Source organism: Chitinophaga pinensis DSM 2588, assembly GCF_000024005.1.
GTDB classification, from domain to species: Bacteria; Bacteroidota; Bacteroidia; order Chitinophagales; family Chitinophagaceae; genus Chitinophaga; species Chitinophaga pinensis.
Genome location: NC_013132.1, coordinates 5,530,486 through 5,551,870 on the forward strand (window position 1 = coordinate 5,530,486; position 21,385 = coordinate 5,551,870).

23 protein-coding genes are annotated in these 21,385 nt (G+C 45.5%); 16 read left to right on the plus strand and 7 right to left on the minus strand.

Annotation, left to right across the window (positions count from 1 at the left end; genetic code table 11):
* Nucleotides 1-53 precede the first annotated feature (53 nt).
* From CPIN_RS22015 to CPIN_RS22025, 3 genes are all read left to right on the plus strand, one after another.
* On the plus strand, nt 54-1,262 hold the full coding sequence (locus CPIN_RS22015) for an MFS transporter (RefSeq protein ID WP_044219421.1): 1,209 nt from the start codon (nt 54-56) through the stop codon (nt 1,260-1,262).
* On the plus strand, nt 1,246-1,758 hold the full coding sequence (locus CPIN_RS22020) for a GNAT family N-acetyltransferase (protein ID WP_012792050.1): 513 nt from the start codon (nt 1,246-1,248) through the stop codon (nt 1,756-1,758). The genes CPIN_RS22015 and CPIN_RS22020 overlap by 17 nt, the downstream gene beginning before the upstream one ends.
* A gap of 120 nt (nt 1,759-1,878) precedes the next feature.
* Nucleotides 1,879-3,411, plus strand: a complete 1,533-nt coding sequence (locus CPIN_RS22025) for a DEAD/DEAH box helicase (RefSeq protein ID WP_012792051.1) — start codon at nt 1,879-1,881, stop codon at nt 3,409-3,411.
* On the opposite strand, the gene CPIN_RS22030 is transcribed toward CPIN_RS22025, so the two are convergent.
* Nucleotides 3,412-3,615 carry a hypothetical protein gene (locus tag CPIN_RS22030; RefSeq protein WP_012792052.1) on the minus strand — a complete coding sequence of 68 codons (204 nt, stop codon included), beginning with the start codon at nt 3,613-3,615 and terminating at the stop codon, nt 3,412-3,414.
* A gap of 241 nt (nt 3,616-3,856) precedes the next feature.
* On the opposite strand from CPIN_RS22030, the gene CPIN_RS22035 reads away from it, so the two are divergent.
* From CPIN_RS22035 to ygiD, 5 genes are all read left to right on the plus strand, one after another.
* A complete protein-coding gene (locus CPIN_RS22035; RefSeq protein ID WP_012792053.1) occupies nt 3,857-5,011 on the plus strand; it encodes a zinc-dependent alcohol dehydrogenase in 1,155 nt (384 codons plus the stop codon).
* Nucleotides 5,012-5,022: 11 nt separating this feature from the next.
* Nucleotides 5,023-5,514 (plus strand): hypothetical protein, encoded by a 492-nt coding sequence (locus CPIN_RS22040; protein ID WP_012792054.1) that lies wholly within the window; start codon nt 5,023-5,025, stop codon nt 5,512-5,514.
* Nucleotides 5,515-5,625: 111 nt separating this feature from the next.
* A complete protein-coding gene (locus CPIN_RS22045; RefSeq protein WP_012792055.1) occupies nt 5,626-6,378 on the plus strand; it encodes a transporter in 753 nt (250 codons plus the stop codon).
* A 123-nt stretch (nt 6,379-6,501) separates the two neighbouring features.
* Nucleotides 6,502-7,362 carry a DUF6265 family protein gene (locus CPIN_RS22050; protein WP_012792056.1) on the plus strand — a complete coding sequence of 287 codons (861 nt, stop codon included), beginning with the start codon at nt 6,502-6,504 and terminating at the stop codon, nt 7,360-7,362.
* A gap of 296 nt (nt 7,363-7,658) precedes the next feature.
* Nucleotides 7,659-8,537 carry a 4,5-DOPA-extradiol-dioxygenase gene (gene ygiD / locus CPIN_RS22055; RefSeq protein ID WP_012792057.1) on the plus strand — a complete coding sequence of 293 codons (879 nt, stop codon included), beginning with the start codon at nt 7,659-7,661 and terminating at the stop codon, nt 8,535-8,537.
* 86 nt (nt 8,538-8,623) lie between these two features.
* Here the strand turns inward: ygiD and egtB are convergent, their stop codons facing one another.
* Genes egtB through CPIN_RS22075 form a run of 4 tightly spaced genes read right to left on the minus strand, consistent with a single transcriptional unit; the run spans nt 8,624 to nt 12,172 of the window.
* Nucleotides 8,624-9,790, minus strand: a complete 1,167-nt coding sequence (gene egtB, locus CPIN_RS22060) for an ergothioneine biosynthesis protein EgtB (protein WP_012792058.1) — start codon at nt 9,788-9,790, stop codon at nt 8,624-8,626.
* 8 nt (nt 9,791-9,798) lie between these two features.
* Entirely contained in the window at nt 9,799-10,779 is a 981-nt protein-coding gene (gene egtD, locus CPIN_RS22065) for an L-histidine N(alpha)-methyltransferase (RefSeq protein WP_012792059.1), read from the minus strand.
* A gap of 11 nt (nt 10,780-10,790) precedes the next feature.
* A complete protein-coding gene (locus CPIN_RS22070; RefSeq protein ID WP_012792060.1) occupies nt 10,791-11,765 on the minus strand; it encodes a zinc-binding alcohol dehydrogenase family protein in 975 nt (324 codons plus the stop codon).
* Between the two features lie 14 nt (nt 11,766-11,779).
* The gene (locus CPIN_RS22075) at nt 11,780-12,172 is read right to left on the minus strand and encodes a YybH family protein (RefSeq protein WP_012792061.1); all 393 of its coding nucleotides are present in this window, start codon (nt 12,170-12,172) and stop codon (nt 11,780-11,782) included.
* 354 nt (nt 12,173-12,526) lie between these two features.
* On the opposite strand from CPIN_RS22075, the gene CPIN_RS22080 reads away from it, so the two are divergent.
* Nucleotides 12,527-13,426, plus strand: coding sequence for an EamA family transporter (locus tag CPIN_RS22080; protein ID WP_012792062.1), 900 nt, complete (start codon nt 12,527-12,529; stop codon nt 13,424-13,426).
* 2 nt (nt 13,427-13,428) lie between these two features.
* Nucleotides 13,429-13,968, plus strand: a complete 540-nt coding sequence (locus CPIN_RS22085; RefSeq protein ID WP_012792063.1) for a prolyl-tRNA synthetase associated domain-containing protein — start codon at nt 13,429-13,431, stop codon at nt 13,966-13,968.
* An 81-nt stretch (nt 13,969-14,049) separates the two neighbouring features.
* Here the strand turns inward: CPIN_RS22085 and CPIN_RS22090 are convergent, their stop codons facing one another.
* Together CPIN_RS22090 and CPIN_RS22095 are read right to left on the minus strand one after the other, a co-directional pair.
* Nucleotides 14,050-15,588, minus strand: a complete 1,539-nt coding sequence (locus tag CPIN_RS22090) for a SulP family inorganic anion transporter (protein ID WP_012792064.1) — start codon at nt 15,586-15,588, stop codon at nt 14,050-14,052.
* A 210-nt stretch (nt 15,589-15,798) separates the two neighbouring features.
* Nucleotides 15,799-16,386 (minus strand): Crp/Fnr family transcriptional regulator, encoded by a 588-nt coding sequence (locus CPIN_RS22095; RefSeq protein WP_012792065.1) that lies wholly within the window; start codon nt 16,384-16,386, stop codon nt 15,799-15,801.
* Nucleotides 16,387-16,547: 161 nt separating this feature from the next.
* Here CPIN_RS22095 and CPIN_RS22100 point away from each other — a divergent pair, with 161 nt between their 5' ends.
* The 6 genes from CPIN_RS22100 to CPIN_RS39195 all read left to right on the plus strand — a co-directional run bounded on the left by CPIN_RS22100 (nt 16,548) and on the right by CPIN_RS39195 (nt 21,377).
* Nucleotides 16,548-17,078 (plus strand): DinB family protein, encoded by a 531-nt coding sequence (locus CPIN_RS22100; protein ID WP_012792066.1) that lies wholly within the window; start codon nt 16,548-16,550, stop codon nt 17,076-17,078.
* 542 nt (nt 17,079-17,620) lie between these two features.
* Entirely contained in the window at nt 17,621-18,661 is a 1,041-nt protein-coding gene (locus CPIN_RS22105; protein ID WP_012792067.1) for an SDR family oxidoreductase, read from the plus strand.
* A complete protein-coding gene (locus CPIN_RS22110) occupies nt 18,658-19,443 on the plus strand; it encodes a helix-turn-helix domain-containing protein (RefSeq protein ID WP_012792068.1) in 786 nt (261 codons plus the stop codon). Before CPIN_RS22105 ends, CPIN_RS22110 begins: the two co-directional genes overlap by 4 nt.
* A gap of 291 nt (nt 19,444-19,734) precedes the next feature.
* Complete coding sequence (locus CPIN_RS36895; protein ID WP_052306858.1) at nt 19,735-20,124, plus strand: hypothetical protein; 390 nt, start codon at nt 19,735-19,737, stop codon at nt 20,122-20,124.
* Nucleotides 20,125-20,559: 435 nt separating this feature from the next.
* Entirely contained in the window at nt 20,560-20,718 is a 159-nt protein-coding gene (locus CPIN_RS39190) for a hypothetical protein (RefSeq protein ID WP_222838142.1), read from the plus strand.
* A gap of 47 nt (nt 20,719-20,765) precedes the next feature.
* Nucleotides 20,766-21,377, plus strand: a complete 612-nt coding sequence (locus tag CPIN_RS39195; RefSeq protein WP_336469987.1) for an MbnP family protein — start codon at nt 20,766-20,768, stop codon at nt 21,375-21,377.
* Nucleotides 21,378-21,385 lie beyond the last annotated feature (8 nt).

A 21,385-nucleotide genomic window follows, 5' to 3' on the forward strand; every position in this document is an offset into this window, starting at 1 on the left:
AAAAATAACGTTTTGCCAATGTAGACATTTCCGCAAACTTTGCAGCAGGAATTATGGAAAGTGCTATCATGCCATCGGAAACTGCAAAGCCATCCTATACAAACAATGCGGCTTTGGGGATTGCGCAGATCCTGCTCTGGGGCGGGTCTTATTTTATACTATCGGTCTTGTCCAAACCTATCATGCAGGAAACCGGCTGGTCGTATCAGATGGTGTACAGCGCCTTGTCGCTGGCCCTGCTGATCTCCGGACTGGTACTTCCCCGGATAGGGCGTATCATCGACGCTTATGATAAGAATTATATCTTAAAGTATGCCGGTGTGACCATGGCCTGCGGACTGATACTCATGGGTTTTTCGCGGCACTTCGTGCTTTACCTGTTCAGCTGGACCATCATCGGCATCTCCATGGGAATGGGTTTGTATGATGCTTTATTTGCCTCTCTTGGCAAGAAATACGGTCCCGGCACGGGAAAGGTTATTGTACAGGTAACCCTGATCGCTTCTCTGGCGCCTTCAATTTCCTGGTATTTCTTGTCCCTGATGCTGGATACTTATAGTTGGCGGACAGTCTGTTTTATCTACGCGGCGATGTTGCTGCTGACGATATTCCCCCTGTACAACTTTGTATTCCGGCAGCCGGGCAACACACACAGCAAACGACCGGTGGTCAGGGATACACTTCAGGGATCCAGGGAAATACTAAAAGGACAGTTATATTATCTGCTCCTGGTTCATTTTACCATCGGCGCTGTAGTGACGACCGGCATCATCGTACACCTTATTGATATCCTGTCGGATAAAAGTATGTCCATGACAGCGGTCATTGGTACGGTGGCATTCCTTGGTCCCAGTCAGGCAGGTGTCAGGGTATTGGAGCTGCTGGTTTCCCGGAAATCTTCCTTACTCTCAGCCGTCATCTCAGGCATAGCGATTATGGCGGGTATTCTGTTGTTATCCACAGCGCCCATCGTTGCCATCTCGGGAGTAATTATCCTGGGCATGGGTAACGGGATGCGTTCAATTTTACGGGGCACACTTCCGCTGGAGATCTTCGGGCAGAAACAGTATGCACTGATTATTTCCAAACTGGCGCGGATGCCTCTGATCGCACAGGCGCTGACGCCCTTCATCACAGGCTGGCTGATCCAGCAGTTCAGCGTATCGGTATTTCTTTATATCTTTTGCACGCTGGCTTTTATCAATATAATTTTGTGTTGTATCATCATTAAACAGACTAAGAAAAATGGCATACGCATTTAGAAGAGCCCTTAGCACAGATCAATCCCGGATATGGGACATCCTGCAGCAAGCAATCCTTCGCAGAAAAGAAGATGGCAGTAAACAATGGCAGGACGGCTATCCCAATCCGGATGTTGTACGGAAAGACATCGAGGCAGGCATTGGGTTCGTGTTGACAGAAGATGATACAGTCGTCGGTTATACGGCCGTGTTGATCAACGATGAACCGGCTTATGCGGGTATTGAAGGGAAATGGCTCACGAATGAAGACTTTGTCGTGGTACACCGGGTAGCAATTGCACAGGAGCAGCTGGGGAAAGGCTTATCTGGAAAAATCATGGCGTTTGTAGAAGATTATGCCATTGAAAACCAGGTATATAGTGTAAAAGCAGACACCAATTTCGACAATCCTGCGATGATGAAGATCTTTGAAAAACGCGGGTATATCTATTGTGGAGAGGTGTATTTCAGAGGATCGCCGAGAAGGGCTTACGAAAAGGTATTGACGAACGAATAAATACAGATAACAGGCTGCTCACACAATATTTACCTGTCTCATCGTTGGCCCCAGGTTTGATAAGGAAGTATAACAGCCTTCACGTGAAGGAGGCAAGACAATCATAAAGAGGGAACAATTATGGGACAAGATGCACGTGTGAGCAGGCCTGGTAACTTATACCCGTACCAGGAACGCGACCTTAATATACTTTTTGAAAAACTCGGACAGGCGCCTGCCGGTCGAAGAATACTCTACCAGTTACCCACTGGTGGAGGAAAAACAAGGATTTTCTCGGAAATTGCCCAATGGTATGTCACGCACCATCACCGGAAAGTGATCGTGCTGACCCATCGGATTGAACTGTGTAACCAGACAGCGGCGACGTTGAAGACAATGCATATCCGCAACAAGATCATCAATAGTACCGTCAGACGGATTCGTGATAAGTCGGCACATGACTGTTATGTAGCCATGGTGGAAACACTGCGCAACCGTCTTAAACAGGGGCTGTTCGATCCTTCTTCCGTTGGTCTTGTCATTATCGACGAGGCTCATCACAATGCTTTTCAGAAATTGCTCAGTAAATTTCCGAACGCCGTAGTCATCGGTGTTACGGCTACTCCGTTAAGTTCGAATGCTGAGCTTCCCATGAATAAGAGTTATCATGAACTGGTGATCGGGGAAAGTATCAGTCGTCTGATTAAGCAGGGTTATCTGGCCAAACCAACCAGCTGGCGCTATGACGTGGAACTGAATTCACTAAAAACAGGTAATCAGGGAGATTTTACCATCAGTACTTCCGATGAATTATATTCTTCGAAAGCGATGCTTGAACTGCTCCTGCACACGTATGAGACGCATTCTAAAAACAAGAAGACGCTAATTTTCAATAATGGTATTTTCACTTCCAGGAATGTCTGTAAACTGTTTCAGGATGCGGGCTACCCTGCCAGACATCTCGACAATCGTCAGTCAACTACGGAGCGGGAAGAGATCCTTAAATGGTTTAAAAAGACGAAAGGCGCGATCCTCAGTTCCGTGTCTATCCTTACAACAGGTTTTGATGAACCTTCTGTACAGACTATCATACTGAACCGTGCTACTACTTCGCTGACGCTTTATCACCAGATGATCGGAAGAGGCTCCAGGAGTTTGCCTAAAAAGAAGACTTTTACGATCATCGATCTGGGCAATAATATTGACCGTTTTGGTGAATGGGATGCCCCGGTAGACTGGCAGCTTGTTTTTGACCAACCTGAGTTATATACCGAACGATTGCATAGCCCGGTTGCCAGTGAGGGACATGTCATTGCATCTGATATCCGTTCAAAATTCCCTAATACATTGCAATTTTCATTTGACATACAGGCTGCACATCAGCAGGCGGTAGCCGATGGTCAGAAGCCGATGGTCGTTATAAGGGACGCTATCCGTCAACAGGCCATGATGTGTATTGAAAACAGTGATGCTATTCCTGAGGCGCTTGCATTGGCGGACGAACTGGAACAGGAAATCCAGTGGCGTGTGAAGCAATATGGGAAATGCCTTGGTAAGGTCACGAAGAATTACACGGACTGGCTGGTATCTGATTACAAATCAAGGCTGAAAACACTTATACAGAAGATCATGCAGAGAAACCTCCTGCGAAAGGGAAAGCGTAAGGCGGCATAATCAGTCCTCCTTCCGGAGTTCCCGGATAGCTTCCTCGTCTTCCTGCGGATCGGGCATATCTTCAATATTAGCACCTTCTTTGAGGTACTTCTCCCCTTTGCTGTCTATCAATCCTTCTCCGGGTGTATTCTCCTGTTCCGGAGAAGGATTGCTCGCATTACCAGTGGCAGGTACGGCGTGTGGTTTATTATTATCTGTCTGCATATTATCTGTTTTATATCCTGTGAGGAAAAAATGTGCCAATCAGTATCTGCTGCCTGCTGTTCAATTATGTAGCTGATAATAAACGGCTATACCTCCCTTTTGAGACCTAAAACCTCACTTTATCAGCACTGGCGGCTAAAATGTCCACCCCAATGTTCCGGCATACTTTCGGCTTTTTATAATACTGTCTGCTGCATCCGGGTAGCTATGCAGTGACTATTACTGACATTAAAAGATACTTATGCTGGCAATGAATTACAGAGGACCTTTCCGGGTCCGTGCAGAGCAGAAACCGGAACCGGAGATACAACATCCTGAGGATGCTATTGTGCGCGTATTGCGGTCCTGCATATGCGGATCAGACCTTCACCTGTATCATGGGCTTGTACCGGATACCCGTGTCGGCACTACCTTCGGACATGAATTTATCGGCATTGTGGAGGCTGTTGGTTCCGATGTACAGAAATTAAAGGTGGGTGATAAGGTATTGGTACCTTTTAACATCGCCTGTGGCAAGTGTGCTTTCTGTAAACAGGAACTGTATGGCAACTGTCATGAATCCAATCCGGAAGCCACCGCAGTGGGCGGTATCTTCGGTTACTCTCATACTGCAGGAGGTTTTGACGGCGGTCAGGCAGAATATGTACGTGTGCCTTATGCGGACGTGGGCCCGCTTATCATCCCCGAAGACATGCATCCTGATGACGCCGTACTACTGACAGATGTCGTGCCTACCGGTTATCAGGCAGCTGAGATGGGAGGTATTAAAAAGGGTGATACCGTGGTGGTATTTGGTGCGGGTCCGGTTGGTATTATGGCAGCAAAATGCGCCTGGTTATTTGGTGCAGGCCGGGTCATTGTAATTGATCATCTTGAATACCGGCTGGATTTTGTACGTAAATATGCGCAATGTGAGGCATACAACTTCCGGTCGATGACAGACCCTGTTGTTTTCCTGAAGAAGATTACCGACTGGTTTGGCGCGGATGTTTGTATAGATGCGGTAGGTAGCGATGCTGCGGGGAATGCTATGCAGACAATTACAGGAAAAAAGATGATGTTACAGGCTGGCTCCGCTACAGCGCTTCACTGGGCCATCAACTCAGTAAAAAAAGGCGGTATTGTGTCGATTGTCGGGGTTTACGGGCCGACGGATAACCTGGTCCCTATCGGGAATGTCGTCAACAAAGGAATTACGATACGTGCCAATCAGGCATCTGTAAAGCGCCTGCTTCCCCGTTTGATAGAACACGTCAGATCGGGCTACATTGATCCTAAAGCGATCATCTCTCATCGTATTCCGCTGGAGGAAGTGGCAGATGCGTATCACATTTTCTCTGCTAAGCTGGACAACTGTATTAAACCGATTCTTATTCCACCGTCCGCAAGACAATAAAATATGAAACTATGGATTTAGAAAAGAAATTCTCGCATATCAAAGGCTGGGGCGTTGATGCAGACCCTGATAATGAGCCTACTTACCCAATAAAAAAATATACCGGGGATGATCATAAGCGGCTGAACTGGGAAAGGCCGGTGCAACAACCCATTACAGCAGAAGTGCTTCATTCCAATGAACGTCCGGTAGTGAGCGCTGTCTTTGGTACTTCCTGTCCACCGTCCGGATGGAGTGGTAAAATCCGCAGGTATGCATTTAAACACAGCGAATCCAGTTACCTCCACTGGCTTCCTTTGTTACTGGCAGATCGCGTAAATGTTGTAGAAGGGATTGCAGATGACCTCAAAAAGGGACACGTCCCCAACATCTTTGCAGAAAAAGGCTGGAATGCGGAATGGAAGTACAATCGTGCAGGGTTAATAAAGAAATTGGCGGTTGCCGCACTTGTTACAACAGCTGCGGTACTGATAACAAAAAAAATGGCTGCTAAAAAACGTTGATAGCGCTTCCGATCCAAAGCCACTATTGCCTGACCCTGTTTATAATAGCAGGGCCAGGCATGGTATATGTATTGCCTGATGATCATTAAAGGATAAGAACCCGGATTGTATATGACGAACAAATTTATCGCAGGCTTATTATTAGTCGGAGCTATGCTATTTTCTATTGTTACAAAAGCACAGGACAAAATTAATACAGATCGCCCGGATCAGACAGATGGCGCCAATGTCGTTGAGCAGAAGACCCTTCAACTGGAGACAGAGTTTTACTATAACAAATTAAGCGCTGGCAAAACGGCCCTTATTTCATCCTCCCTGCTACGATACGGACTGTTTAAAAACTTAGAGGCCAGGTTACTGGTAGAACAAGGCCAGGAAAGGGATCTGTTTATTTCAGAGACCACACAGGGACAGTATCCGCTGGCGCTGAGCACAAAGATATCGCTACTGAAAGATAAAAAACATCTTCCTGATATCGCATTGATATCCTATCTGCACATTCCCATTACATCCCACAGCGGCAATTATGGATACTGGTCGCCTCAGGTCACCCTTGTACTGGAAAAAGAGCTGGATAAGCTAACTGTGACGGCCAACGGTTCATACAAACAGGAAGCCTTCGAAAAAAGCTGGATATGGCAGGTGAGCGGAGATCTGAAATATGAACTGACTGACCGGTTTACTGTCTTTGGAGAATACTTTGCACAATATGCAACAGGAGATTCCCCAATACATAATGCAGATGGCGGAGTGCTGTATCATATCACATCTGACCTGCTCGTACATCTTGCCTTTGGTCATACGATCTTTACCAAGGAACACAACTATTTTGGAAATGCCGGTCTGGCATTCCGTATACACTAAGATACCTGCCGGCCTGCAAACCCATTCCTGCTTCGTTTTATTTTTCCTAATTTAGCTGATATACAGCGTGTCCGATATGGACAGTTGTAACTACTAAGACACGTTACCACAAAAGCAGCTACCATGAAATACATCCTCACCAGTTTGCTCCTCCTCCTGGTACACCAGACTTTTTCCCAATCTACCTTTCCTTCCTTTCTGAAAGGCACCTGGAAACAGGAAAACACTTCCCTGTACGAACATTGGGACAGTCTCAATCTCCAGACTCTAAAGGGCTTCTCTTATATATTAAAGGAGGGGAACATGAAAGTCTCCGAATACCTGGATCTGACCAGCAAAAACAATATGCTGACCTACACCGCTACCGTAGTCAGACAAAACAGTGGTAAAAGTGTGTCATTTAAACAAATTAAAGCAGGTGCGGAACTTGTCTTTGAGAATCCGACGCATGATTTCCCAAAAAAACTGGTCTACAAAAGAATAAGCGATAGCGAAATACAGGTGGAAGTATCTGATGGTAAAGGCAAGGGAGAAACGTTTAAGATGTTTAAACAAGGGGGCGAAGGTGTAAAAGATACCACTACTGCGAATCCTCAATATGACAAGGCACTCGCCGAGAAATTAGGCTCCGATGATTATGGGATGAAAAGCTATATCCTGGCAATCCTGAAAACAGGCACTAACCAGACAGCCGATAAAAACGAACTGCAGGAGCTTTTCCGTGGTCATATGAATAATATCAACCGCCTGGTAGAAGAAGGTAAACTGGTTGTCGCCGGTCCGCTGGGAAAGAATGACAAGACCTATCGCGGGATCTTCATTCTGAAAGATGTAGGCACTATCGATGCAGCAAAAGAGTTATTGCAAACTGACCCGGCTGTCAAAGCGGGAGTTTTTGAGTTAGAACTGTATAATTGGTATGGATCTGCTGCCTTACCGGAATACCTGCCGGCTTCTGATAAGATCTGGAAGATAAAGCATTAAGTCCCCGGCGTATTAATGAAATACAAAAGCTCCGGAGACGGCTTGTCATACAACGGCATCTCAGCCGCTACCTGACAATCGGGATGTCCCGCGCCGATAAATGCAGGTATCAACCCGGGTATTAAGATATCACCAATAAGCCTGGTTCACCTGCTCCTCCAATTTCTTGCTCCAAAGCAATGGATAAGCGCCTGCTTAGGGTTAAATTTGTATATCCAATTGGCCGGACAGGGCGCCTGTGATTACATATATACATGATTTCCAGCTCCCTCCATGGCTACAAACGACTGTTTCAGATGGAAAGGAAAAATTTTATTAAATCGATAGCAGTAGGAGCTTTAAGTATGACAACATTATCCGCATTTAAAAACTTCACAGATAACTTACAGGAAGAAGAACATATGATGCCTGTGCTCTTCATAGGGCACGGATCACCCATGAATGGTATCGAGGATACTGAATTCAGCCGTCGCTGGACCCAGATGGCCAAGGAAATCCCGGCGCCAAAGGCAGTCCTGGTTGTTTCTGCTCACTGGCTGAGCAGAGGTACGAGAATTACGGCTATGGACTTCCCAAAGACCATACATGACTTCGGCGGCTTTCCGAAGGAACTCTTTGCGGTACAATATTCCGCACCCGGCGATCCATTACTGGCAAAAGAAACCGCTAAACTGATCCACTCCACCCAGGTGGAACTGGACCATGACTGGGGACTTGATCACGGTACCTGGACCGTCGTGCGCCATATGTACCCACACGCCAACATCCCGGTGCTGCAACTAAGTATCGATTACACCAAACCTCCACAGTATCATTACGATCTGGCAAAAGAGTTGTTTGCGCTCCGCAAAAAAGGCGTCCTGATCATCGGTAGTGGTAATATGGTGCATAACCTGAGAATGGCTGCCTGGGACAGACTGAATGAACAATTTGCCTATGACTGGGCGGGTAAGATCAATGACCAGTTCAAAGACCTGATCCAACAGGGCGACCATAAAGCGCTTATCAACTACGACAAACTGGGTAAGGAAGCCATGCTGGCAATCCCTACGCCGGATCACTACCTCCCTTTGATATACTCACTGGGACTTAAAGGCAGTAAAGACGATCTCTCTTTCTTCAATGACAAAGCGGTGGCAGGTTCATTGACCATGACTTCCGTGAAGATCGGTTAACGAACTTAAAAGACCCGCTATGTTTTTAGGCTTTGATAGTAGAAAGGCCCGCTGTAGGCGGGCCTTTCTTATCAGCTCATGTTTCACTATTCTGCCAGGCGGATGCCTGTAAATTGCCATTGATGCTGCGGGTGAAAGAAATTCCGGTATGTATGACGACTATGTCCCTCCGGCGTCATCACAGATGCACCCCGTAATACCATCTGGTTCACCATAAACTTACCATTATACTCTCCCACGGCTCCCGGCGCTTTAGTAAATCCCGGGTAAGGCAGGTAAGCGCTGTTCGTCCACTCCCATCTCGCACCCCATTTAAATTGTTGTGACGCGATTTCCCATTCGGCTTCTGTTGGCAAACGCAGTCCTTTCCAGGCAGCATACGCGGCTGCTTCGTAATAACTGATATGACATACCGGAGCAGACAGGTCCAATTCCTGTAAACCGGCATAGGTGTAACACATTCGCCTGCCACCCACCAGGTGCCAGTATAAAGGGCCAGAGATATCATTCTTTTTCACCCAATCCCAGCCTTCCGCATGCCAATACCTGAAATCCTGGTAAGCCCCTGCCTTTACAAAAGCCAGGTATTCGCCATTGGTTACCAACTGATCAGCTATCTTATATTCACCCAGATATACCTTGTGCCTGCCCTGCTCATTGTCAAAACAGAAGTCCTTCCCCTGATGACCGATCTCATATATCCCTGCGGGAATAGTCAGGAAACGGGTATTTACTACTACCGGTTCTTGATAAACAGATGTAGTACTGTATGCCGGGAATAATGGATTATGCCCTAGGATGTATTTAATATCAGTATATAATAATTCCTGGTGCTGTTGTTCATGATGCAATCCTAAAGTGATGATCCCGGTAAGTTCTTTCGTCAATGGTCCGGCAAGCAATGTTCGCATGGCATCATTTACGTGCTGACGATAACTATAAATATCATCTACGGACGGTCGGCTCAGGTTGCCCCGATCTGTTCTGATCACCCTTGCTCCGATGGTTTCGTAATAACTATTAAAAACAAAATTATACTGCGAATCGAACTCCGTGTAGGCCGTAAAGTGAGGCTTTAGTACGAAAGTTTCGAAGAACCAGGTACTGTGTCCGAGGTGCCATTTCGGCGGACTAACATCCATCACCGGTTGTACGACATAATCTTCTCTTGCTAGGGGCATACATATATTTTCGGTATGTTGTCTTATAGCATTGTATTGAATAAGCAGTTCTTTCATGTTTAAAATCAGCATATTATGAATTATACTACTTCCCAGCAGACATCTGCAAACCAGTGCCTCGAATCGTAGGTATTATGTACAGGCCGGAAGCCTGTTTTGCCTGCCAATGTGGTCATTTCTTCTATTGCGTACTTCTGTGAGACCTCCATATAGATGACTTCATCCCGACCAAAGTTGAAATGATTATTGTGGATCGTCACCTGCTGCTCACTCAGACTAACCAGGTAACTTTTACATGCACCGGTTACCGGATCGTATGTCTGATAGTGTTCAAACTGTTCAGTTATGAAATTGCCGTTCAGTTCCCGATTGATACGTTTCAATAAATTCAGGTTGAACTTCGCAGTAATCCCTGCACTATCATCATAGGCATTCCGGATGGTCCGCGGATGCTTTTTCAGGTCAAAACCGATCAGTACCTGATCACCCGGCTGAAGTCGTTCCTGCAGATTGCTGCAAAATGAAACCGCCTCACGGGGTTCCATGTTACCGATATTAGCGCCCAGGAACATGACGACTTTCCTGTGGGAGGATAAGGTCGTCGCCTTATCAAGCATTGCCAGGTACTCACCTTCCAGGCAGTGTATGGAGAGATCAGGTATTTCCCTTTCCAGGCGGTTTTGTAGTTCGGCGAGGATATGCCCGGAAATATCAATCGGTATGTAAGTAAAATCGGTGTGACTATCAATCAGATATTGCAGGAGGTATTGTGACTTGGTCGCATCGCCTGCGCCCAGCTCTATCAGGTCGAATGCATCACCCATAATCATCCCCTGGGCCAGTTCAGCCGTCTTATCGCGAAAGATTTCCAATTCGCAGCGGGTAGGATAATATTCCGGAGAAGCCATAATCTCCTGGAACAGCTGATCGCCTTCTTTATCATAGAAGTATTTGGCATGTAGTCTTTTAGGCGTCTGGCGTAATCCGTCCAGTACATCTGTCGCAAACTGACCAGTTGCTGTATCTGTTGTTATATGCCAGGCTAATACATTTGCATTCATCGTCATTCAGATTAATGTTGTGGCAGTACTACTATTTTTCCGTTCGCTATATTGCTGTCCATCAGCTGATGTGCAGCTACGATTTCTTCCAGGGTGAAAATGCCGCCTATGCTTAAACGGATAGCACCGGTTTCTACATCCCGGATAAACTGCTGAAAGCTATTGGCATCTATTCTGTATTGTCCGCTGCTGTAAATGGTGAGACTAACCGTAGAAGGTATAAAATCCATCGGTGCAAAATCTGTTAAAGACCATTGTTCCGACAGGATGCCTGTCATACAGACGATTCCGCCGGGAGCAGCACATTGTAAGGAATCTTTCAGTGTAGTGGTACCGACCAGTTCCAGGACTTTATCAAATCCGCCGGCCTGTACCTGCTTCGAATGTACTGCCAAATGACCATCATCAATCAACACATTATCAGCTCCATTCTTTAATAAAGCGGCTCTTTTCTCTTCTTTACGCGTGGTTGCTGTAACCGTCAAACCTTGTTTTTTCGCCAGCTGTATTGCCAGCATTCCGATGGACGAGGTGCCACCTCTCACCAGTAAAGATTCTCCTTTTGCCATCTTCAGCGCCAGGTGCAAGGAACCGTAGACAGTCTGGAGCATTTCCGGAACAGCGCCCAGCATGTCCCAGCCCAGGTAACTTTCAAATGCGTAAAGGAGTTCTTGGGGGAGTACGGCATATTCGGCGTAGCCGCCATCAAAAACCCGTCCCATGCCCCCCATAAAGGCGGCTACTTTTTGTCCGGATGTCCACTCACCGGAAGGATCCTGTACTACTTCACCGACACATTCAATCCCGAGTATCCTGGGAAACGCTACACCCGGTGACATCCCTTTCCGTGTCATCAGCTCCGATCTGTTCAGTCCAAAGGCTTTTATTTTCACCAGTACCCATCCGGCTGGTACTTCAGGGATCGCCCTTTCTTCGATGATCAATTGTTCCGGACCGCCCGGATGATATATGACTGCTGCTTTCATGATGATTTGTTTTATTATTTTAGTTTCACGTGGTTAAACATGTACCGGAAGATCTTCCAGTCTTCCTTGTCTTTTCTGAGTACAAAGAAGTCCCGGCTCTGCTGTGTGATTAATTGCTGTGTTGCTGCATCTGTTAGTTTTGCCTCGGCGCTGGCGCGTACAAATGCATACGGCAGACTGATCTCCGCTTCTTTTATTGTAAACCCGATCTGAAAATGAGACCGTTGCAGATATCCATTACCGGTATTTTTCAGATCGGCTGCTTTCAGAATTCTAAAACCATCTGGCATAAACACGGCATCTTCAGAGAAGAAAGAAGAAATGATGCCTATATTTGCGGCATTCAGTGTGGCGGCAAAATCTGATAATAATTTTTCTATCGCCTGATTTTCATGCTGGCTTTGCATAGCGTCTTCAATTTGATGCAAAGGTGGCGCATCCGGGCTACCTGGTACAATAAACCATCTTAATAAATAGTCTTAATCTAGTTTAAGGGTAGGTATTACTACTGCACATAAAAAGAAGATATACAAGCTGTTATTTTCTTATTATCTTCGTAACCATATTTAATCGTATGACATATTCTTTCTTCGCTTCCAATACGCCTCCTCCGGTAGCCTGAAAGGCTGAATAACCGGATTATCCGTTGCCCGCCTCTAAAACGGGCGAGGTATTTTCTGCAATTTATTGTCTCATTCAAGGTTGTTTAGCCGCCACCTGGCAGGTACTGATCATTTAATATCTATTCACACAATCTTGAAATGAAAAATTTTAGATATCCATTCATGGTCCTTCTCGGAGGAGCGATGTACGGAACGATGTCGTCATTCGTCCGCTTAATCTATTCATATGGTTATAATGCAGCAGAAATTGCCTTTTCGCAGGCATTATTAGCGGCGCTATTCTTAGGCATACTCTTATCAGTGAGCAATTTCCGGGCAGCGAAGACGCCCTTATCCCGCCGGGATCTGTTCTCATTACTATTAACCGGCGGTATCATTGGTATTACCAATTTCCTTTATTATCAGTCGGTAAGTTATATCTCCGCGTCGCTTGCCATTGTGATCCTGATGCAGTTCACCTGGTTCAGTTTACTGTTGGAATGGGTCGTTTTTGGTCAGCAGCCAGGTAAAGCTGAAGGGATAACTGTTATCTTTATCCTGATTGGTACGGTGATGGCGGGCGACCTGCTTCATGCAAAGGAACTATCTTTCTCCTGGCAGGGTATTGTACTTGCCCTGGCATCTTCATTGACTTATGCTATTTATATTGTTGCTAACAGCAGGGTAAGGAAGGATGTAAAGTGGCAGTCGAAAAGTACGCTTATCATGGTTGGTTCGGCAGTGACTATTTTTATCGTCAATGCAAAAACGATCCTTGTTTCGAATCACTTCGGATATGATTTCCTCGGATGGGCGATCTTCCTGGCAGTGGTAGGTACGACTATACCGACAGCACTATTCGCAGTGGGTATTCCGCATATCGGTGCGGGCGCCAGTTCTATCCTGATGACGATCGAATTTCCGGTAGCCGTTATCTGTGCGCATATTGTTTTAAAGGAGTCAGTCAGTCCTTTACAGATAGGCGGTATCGTTGTGATGCTTGCAGCGATTGCTGCGATGAACTATTATAAATCATTAAAAACCAGTAAGGAAATATAATTATGATCAATGTAAGTGAAGTGATGAAGACGGCTCCGGGGACGTTTAAAACACCATTACAGCAAATGGTTTATACAACATTGGAGCAGCAGCATATTCCGTTTGAAAGAGTGGAAAATGATGAAGCGATTACGATGGAAGACTGTATACAGATCAATGACCGTTTGCAAATGAAGACGGTTAAAACGCTCTTTTTGTGTAACCGTCAGCAGACCGCCTTTTATCTTTTTGTCACTACGGCGGATAAACCTTTCGTGACCAAAGACCTGAGCAGTGCGCTTAGTATTTCCCGTGTATCATTTGCACCGGCGGAGTTACTTTTAAGTATGCTGGGGACGACCATAGGCGCTACCACTATCTTCGGCGTACTACTGGATACCGAAAATAAAGTACAATTAGTCATTGATAGTGACGTACTTAAAGAAGAATGGTATGGTTGCAGTGATGGCACTACGACCAGTTATATGAAGATCAATACAGACTGGGTAGTAAATGTATTCCCGGAATATGCAAAACATCCCGCGAAGATCATTCAGATATAATCGTATTATTAAAACAAAGACCGGCAGATGGGATGATGCCCCCTGCCGGTCCTTTTATTATATATAATATAAATAATGTTTCTATTTTGGTTCTGCTGCCACCCTGTAATCAGGATCTTCCAATACATTCACCTCTATCACCCCTTCCGCATTCTGCAAGAGCAGACGGCAATCTTCACTCAGATGACGCAGGTGTAGTTTTTTGTTAACTTTCTGATATCGCTCCGTCAGTTTATTCAATGCATCGATAGCACTCATATCGGCTACACGACTTTCCTTAAAATCAACGATCACTTCCGACGGATCATTTTGCACATCAAACTTATCCAGGAAGACGGAAACCGATCCAAAAAACAAAGGACCGTAGATCTCATAATGTCTGATCCCCTGTTCATCTGTGTATTTCCTGGCGCGGATCCGTTTGGCGCTTTCCCAGGCAAAAACGAGTGCGGAAATAATCACACCTATTAATACCGCTAATGCTAGGTTGTGCAACCATACGGTGATCAATGCCACCAGGATACCTACCGCTACGTCGTGACGAGGCATCTTATTGATGATCCGCAAACTGATCCATTCAAATGTCCCGATAGCCACCATGATCATCACACCTACCAGCGCAGCCATAGGTACTCTTTCAATGACAGGCGCACCGAAGAGAATGATCAACAGAATAGTCAATGCTGCGATGATACCAGAGAGTCTGGCCCTGGAACCTGCTGAGAGGTTTACAAAAGACTGTGCGATCATGGCGCATCCGCCCATACCGGTGAAAAAGCCATTTACGATATTGGCCGTACCCTGGGCGACAGCTTCTTTATTACCTCTTCCCTTGGTACCAGTGATTTCATCTACCACGTTTAAAGTCAGCAGACTTTCAATCAATCCCACACCCGCCATAACCAGTGAATAAGGGAAAATGACCTTAAGTGTATCAAAACTGAAAGGTACTACGGGGATATGAAATGGCGGGAAACCACCGCTGATGGAAGCAATGTCTTTAACGGTCTTTGTTTCGATACCAAGTCCCAGTACCAGCAAGAAGACCACGATGATGGCGACCAGTGAGGCTGGTACGGCTTTGGTCAGTTTCGGGAATAGCAGTACAATGACGATGGTTACTGCTACCAGTCCCAACATGGTCCATAAGGCAGGACCCGACAACCATTCCATGCCGTTACCGGTATTGATCCTGAATTGCTGGATCTGGGCCATAAAAATGATTACGGCCAGGCCATTTACAAATCCGTACATCACTGGTTGTGGTACCAGTCGGATAAACTTCCCTAATCTGAAGATACCTACACTGAGCTGGAAAAGGCCGGCTAAAGCGACTGCTGCGAATACGTATTCTACCCCATGTGACTGCATCAGGGCTATCAATACGACTACGGTAGCGCCCGCCCCTCCCGATACCATGCCAGGTCTGCCGCCGAAAACGGCTGTGATCAGTCCCATCAGAAAAGCGGCATATAAACCGGTGAGCGGTGACAATCCCGCCAGAATGGCAAAAGATAGCGACTCAGGGATCATGGTCATGGCCACGGTCAGCCCGGCCAATACTTCAGTCTTGTAATTGACCTTTTGTTTAAAGTCAAATAAATTAAGGTAAGCCTTCACGAAAATGAAAGTTTAAAAAGTAAAATGAATAAGTGATTACGGATGATGTGAATAGAACAGTGCGCTCACCTGTAACAGCAGGGCGTAAGCGATAGTAAGTTATTAACTATCAAGGTGGAGTCACGGGAGATGATGTGATATTTCTGTTCATTGTTGCGCGAAGGTATGCAAAAAGAGGTTGATATGCAATGCCTTTGCATTAATCTGTTACTACTGACTTAGACTACGCTCTTTCCTGATCTTACTAAGAAACTCGGGGGTGATCCCGATATAGGAAGCGATCTGTGTATTGGGCAGGCGGTTGGCCAGATGGGGGTATTGCTCCATAAAGTACAGGTAGCGCTCCTCTGCCGTCGCGCTGATGTTCAGGAGTAAGCGGTTCTGTAAGGCGATATACTTCTGTTCGATAATAATACGGAAGTTACGGTCAAACTTGTGGTAGTTCGTATAGAGGTAGATCAGGTCCTCATGTTTGATCTGGAGCACGGTCGTTGGTTCGACGGCCTCGATGTATACTTTCCCCGGCTTTTCCGGATAGAAACTGGCCATATCGGTAATCCAGTCATTTTCCGCGACAAACTGCAGGTTATGCTCTTTGCCGGAGGCATCGACTGCATACATTTTCAGGCATCCGCTTACGACGAAGGTAAAATGCCGGCATACATCTCCGGCTTGCAGGACGAAACCCCGTCTTTTGATCCTGCGTTCGCTGAAGCGGATGGACAGTTCCTCTTTTTCCTTTGCGGTCAGCGGAAAGTAGTTTTTAAAGTATCGGATCAATGGTTCAACCAAGGTCATATAATATTTGAGTAATACCCCGGGCCAAAGATACAATTCTTTAAGAGTGTTCATTTTCACTATGGCGAAAAGATCAGACTGTTAATATAGGTTAAACTAAATCCGGCTGAACAGTGTTAAATTTATGCCAGTGCATTTTGCCACCAATAAAAATACACGTAATGAAAACTGTTACTTTTTTTCAGACCCTGCTGCTCCTCCTGGGTATAAGCGGTATCGTCAGGGCACAAACTTCCGGTGACGATATCGTAAAAGAGTGGGAACGCGCAAAAGCGTATACCAAAGAGTACCTGGACGCGATGCCGGACAAGGACTATTCACTCAAGCCAACACCTGAAATGCGTTCTTTTGCAGAGCAGATGTTGCACATTGCCGACGCCAATTATGGTTTCTCTTCGGCAGCCACTGGTGAAAAACCGCCTTTCGGTTTTGGAGAGGCCGAAAAAACGGCTGACAAATCCAAAGAAGGGGTCACAAAGGTGGTGATGGAAAGCTATGACTTTGCCATCAGCTGTATTAAAAAACTGACACCTGCACAGCTGAACGAAAAGTTCAAACTGATGGATCGTTTTGAAATCACTAAAGAACAGGCATTTGAGAAAGCCTTCGAACACCAGACCCACCACCGTGGACAAACGACCGTTTACCTGCGGCTGGCTGGTGCAAAACCGCCTATGGAGAAATTGTTCTAACCATAATATGAGGCTATTCACCCCTGGTGGATAGCCTTTTTTAATGTACATCATTTCCCTCATCATTTTCAGTTTACCGGGTTAAATAATCGCATATCCTTTCTGACGAATCCTGTAAAGTCTCCTACCTGCAGATACATAGCTATCCTGAAGTAGCTATAGCGCGCCCTTCAAACAATATTACACAGACTTTTATGTGAATAATGAGACAGTAACTGTCCTTGTAAATACAATACAAATTTACGCTAAAAGGCAGAGAAAAGGTGTGCGGGAAATACTGATTTCTACCTTTCTTATCCTGAATAGGCGCCGTTTATTCTTTTGTTATCCTACGTTCATCTTACGTTCGTGAACGTAAGATGAACGTAGGATAAGCATTATCTAATAAATATCAAACCGGAGACAAAAGACGTTTCCAGCCTCCCCTGCCCGCTAAAAATACTCCTTTTTTCCTGGCCCTCTCAACAAAACAACTTTGGACTTTTCAACAAAATAAAGATCGCTGGTTTCTCCCCAATTTTGTACTGCGTAAATGAAAAATCATGGAAAATTCTAACAACAACAAATTGGTACTGGTTACCGGAGGCTCAGGATTCATCGCTTCTTATTGTATGATCGCATTGCTCAATGCGGGCTTCAAAGTGCGTGCATCCCTGCGCGCTCCCAAAAAAGCAGATGAAGTGAAGCATATGCTCCGTCAGGGTGGCATCCGGTCTTTTGAGGCCCTGTCTTTTGTTACCGCTGATCTGCAGGACGAAAGTTCCTGGGATGCAGCCGTGAAGGATTGTACTTACGTCATTCATGTTGCTTCTCCGACTCCTAATACAGATGCAAAAACCCTGGACGATTTTGTGATCCCTGCACGTAATGGCGTACTCTTCGTGATGCGCGCCGCCAAAAAAGCGGGTGTAAAACGTGTTGTACTGACATCTGCATTCGGGGCAGTTGGTATGGGGACCCACAAAACCAGCTTATATACTGAAGAAGACTGGACTGTTATTAATGATACCGTGGCCCCTTATCAGCATTCAAAGACGGTTTCTGAAAGAGCGGCATGGGAATTTATAGAAAACGAAGGCGCTGGCATGGAACTCGCCACTGTTAATCCGACCGGGGTATATGGTCCGGTGCTGTCAGCCGACATGTCTCATTCTGTTCAGAGTATTATCCAGATGCTGAACGGTGGTATGAAAAGTGGTTGTCCGAAGATGTCTTTCAGCTATGTGGATGTACGCGATGTAGCAGATCTGCACCTGAAAGCGATGGTCTCTCCTGCCGCCAGCGGACAACGATTCATTGCTTCCGCCGGCCGGCCCTATTCTATGTTGGAAGTTGCCAATGTACTGAGAAAGCACCTGGGAGAAAAAGCTGCCAAAGTCCCCACAAAGGAAATTCCAAGCTGGCTGATAAAATTCACCGCCCTGTTCAATCCAAAGGTGCGGATGGTAGTCCCGCTTTTAGGCATGGTAAAAGGCGCCAGCAGTCAGAAAGCAAAAAATCTGCTCAACTGGCAACCCAGAAGCACAGAAGAAGCTATCTTAGCAACAGCTAACAGCCTCCTGGATCTTAATCTTATAAAATGAGATTTACCGAAATAAAATCCTGTTTTATCGGACCGGCCATTTCTCCGGAACAATTTATCAGTGAGCATACCTTTATTTATATCGGGAAGGGTGCGATCACCGGTTTTGATGGGAATGCACAGCATACCCTTAAAACAGGGGAATACTGTGTCCTGCGGAAGAATTGTCTGGTCCGGTATAACAAGGAAAAGGAGAATAACGAGTTTGAAAAGGTAGTCATTGTTTTCGACGAAGACTTCCTGAAACGATTCCTGGACAAATATAAACCAAACCAGGAGGCGCCTGTATCAGCCGATGTGTTGGTGAAACTGAGGGAGAATAGACTGATCCCTAATTTTGTGCACTCCTTAATTCCTTATTACGACGGACAGGGAAGAATCATGGAGACTTTTGTAGATGTGAAGCGGGAAGAATTAATGCTGATCCTTTTACAATCACAACCTGAACTGGCGGGCATTTTCTTTGATTTCGGTGTACCGGAGAAGATTAACCTGGAAGAGTTCATGAACCATAATTACCGGTTCAATGTCAGCATCGAACGTTTTGCTTATCTCACGGGAAGAAGTCTGTCGGCTTTTAAACGGGACTTCAGGGCCATCTTCCATGAAACACCTAACCGCTGGCTGGTATACAAACGACTACAGGAAGCACATTTCCTGATTGCGAAAAAACAGCAGAAATCATCGGACATTTACCTGGATCTGGGATTTGAGGATTTATCACACTTCTCTTTTGCATTCAAGAAGCAGTTTGGGTATGCGCCGACGGAACTGGTGAGGTAGTCCCCTCAATTGATCTGTTTACGAAAATCGAAAGGTGTAAGTCCTGTGAGATTACTGAACAGTTAATTCAAGGATTGTGGTCTTTCAAAACCCAGCTGGTAGGCGATCTCGCCTACAGATGCATCACCGGATAATAATAACTCCTTACTCTTCTCTATCAGTTTACTGATTTTTGTCTCCATTCACGATCAGCGCATTAATCAATGGTGTATGAAAAAGAAGTTAATTTTTATCTGATTTTTAGTCTTTTTATTAATAGCTTTGCCCACATTAACCATTGTATTCTTTCTGATGCGCAAACAACTCATAACGGTCCTGCTGATGACGATCTGGCTCTGCCAGCTCTCCGGCCGTTATTTTGTGATGTTTGAGTTCTATCTTAACCAGGCATATATTGCGCAGAACCTTTGTGTAAACAAGGATAAACCTCAACTGCATTGTAATGGCCGCTGTCATTTGAAGAAGCAGTTGAACGAAGAAGAAAGAAGAGATCAGCATAACCCGGAACGAAGGGCTGACAACAAAAGTGAGATCTTTTATGATGCTTCTTTTTATGTCGCCGACCTCACGCCTGCCTGCAAAACATTGCACACCAACTATAATAACCCTACCTGCATCGGCATTCCTGTGGATCAGGCGTTTACTATCTTCCATCCGCCTGGGATCTGCATTTTCAGCTAATCAGCTTTTCCATTTCTGTTCATTTTTCAGCGTATTTGTTAGTAGCAGTTTTATGTAAACAGCTGCTATCAGGGCTTGTATTTTCTGATCATTACTGACGATTGTCGGTACGATCCAACCTTTTTATTTCCGTGATGTGTGTAGCTACGGAGATGGATAATTATTGCCCTTATTGACCAATACATTCTGCAATTGATCTTTTGCAGATGGATATGCAATAACAAAGGCTATCAACATACTAATGACCTCCGTAATGCGCGCTTATACGGGATTGGGATTGTATTGCCTATAAGTCAGCAGCGCTATTAGAGCTGCCATTAGTAACAACATTATCATCATTTCATCCGCTTCCGTAAAAAACGTAGATACGGAAACGGGATACTATTGCCCATACTGATCAAAACATCATTATCATTCTATCAAATAAATCAAAAGATGAAACACATCAACAAATGTATTGCGACAATGGCGTTCTTATCCAGCGTTTTTACTTCCTGCGGAAAAGATAATGTCGCACCAGCTATTGATACGAATCAAAAGGCGACGCTGTCTATTCAGTTTGACAATATTGTAGGCGATAAAACCTGCAGCTGAATACCGGTACTTACACGAATGCAGCAGGAGAAACATTCAAAGTATCACTGCTTCGTTATTTTATCAGCAATATAAAAGTTAAAACCAGCGGCGGACAGGAATACGTCGTACCACAGGATAGCAGTTATTTCCTGATTGCTGAGGACAATGCAGCGTCTCAGTTTGTAAAGGTAAAGGTGCCTGTGGGCGAATATGCTGCTGTAAGTTTTGTATTGGGCGTAGACAGTCTGCGCAGCACCATGGACATCAGCAAACGTACAGGTGTACTGGATCCTACCGGTGGCATGGACGACGGTATGTATTGGGGCTGGAACAGCGGATATATCTTTTTCAAAATGGAAGGTACGTCAGATGTAGCGCCTGTAGATCCGAGCGGACAACATAAGTTCAGGTACCATATCGGTGGCTTTGGCGGTTACAATGCGCCGACTTTGAATAATGTAAGAACGATCACGGTTGACCTGACAGCAGGCGGTGTTGCGAAAGTAAGACCTGACCGCGAATCGAATGTACATCTGATGGTAGATATCCTGAAAATGTTTAATGGTGCTACGACGGTGAGTATTGCGGGTAATCCGACGGTAATGTTCAGCGAGTTCAGTACGAAAGTATCCGGCAATTATGTCAACATGTTTACGCATGATCATACTGAAAACTAAAGCTGACC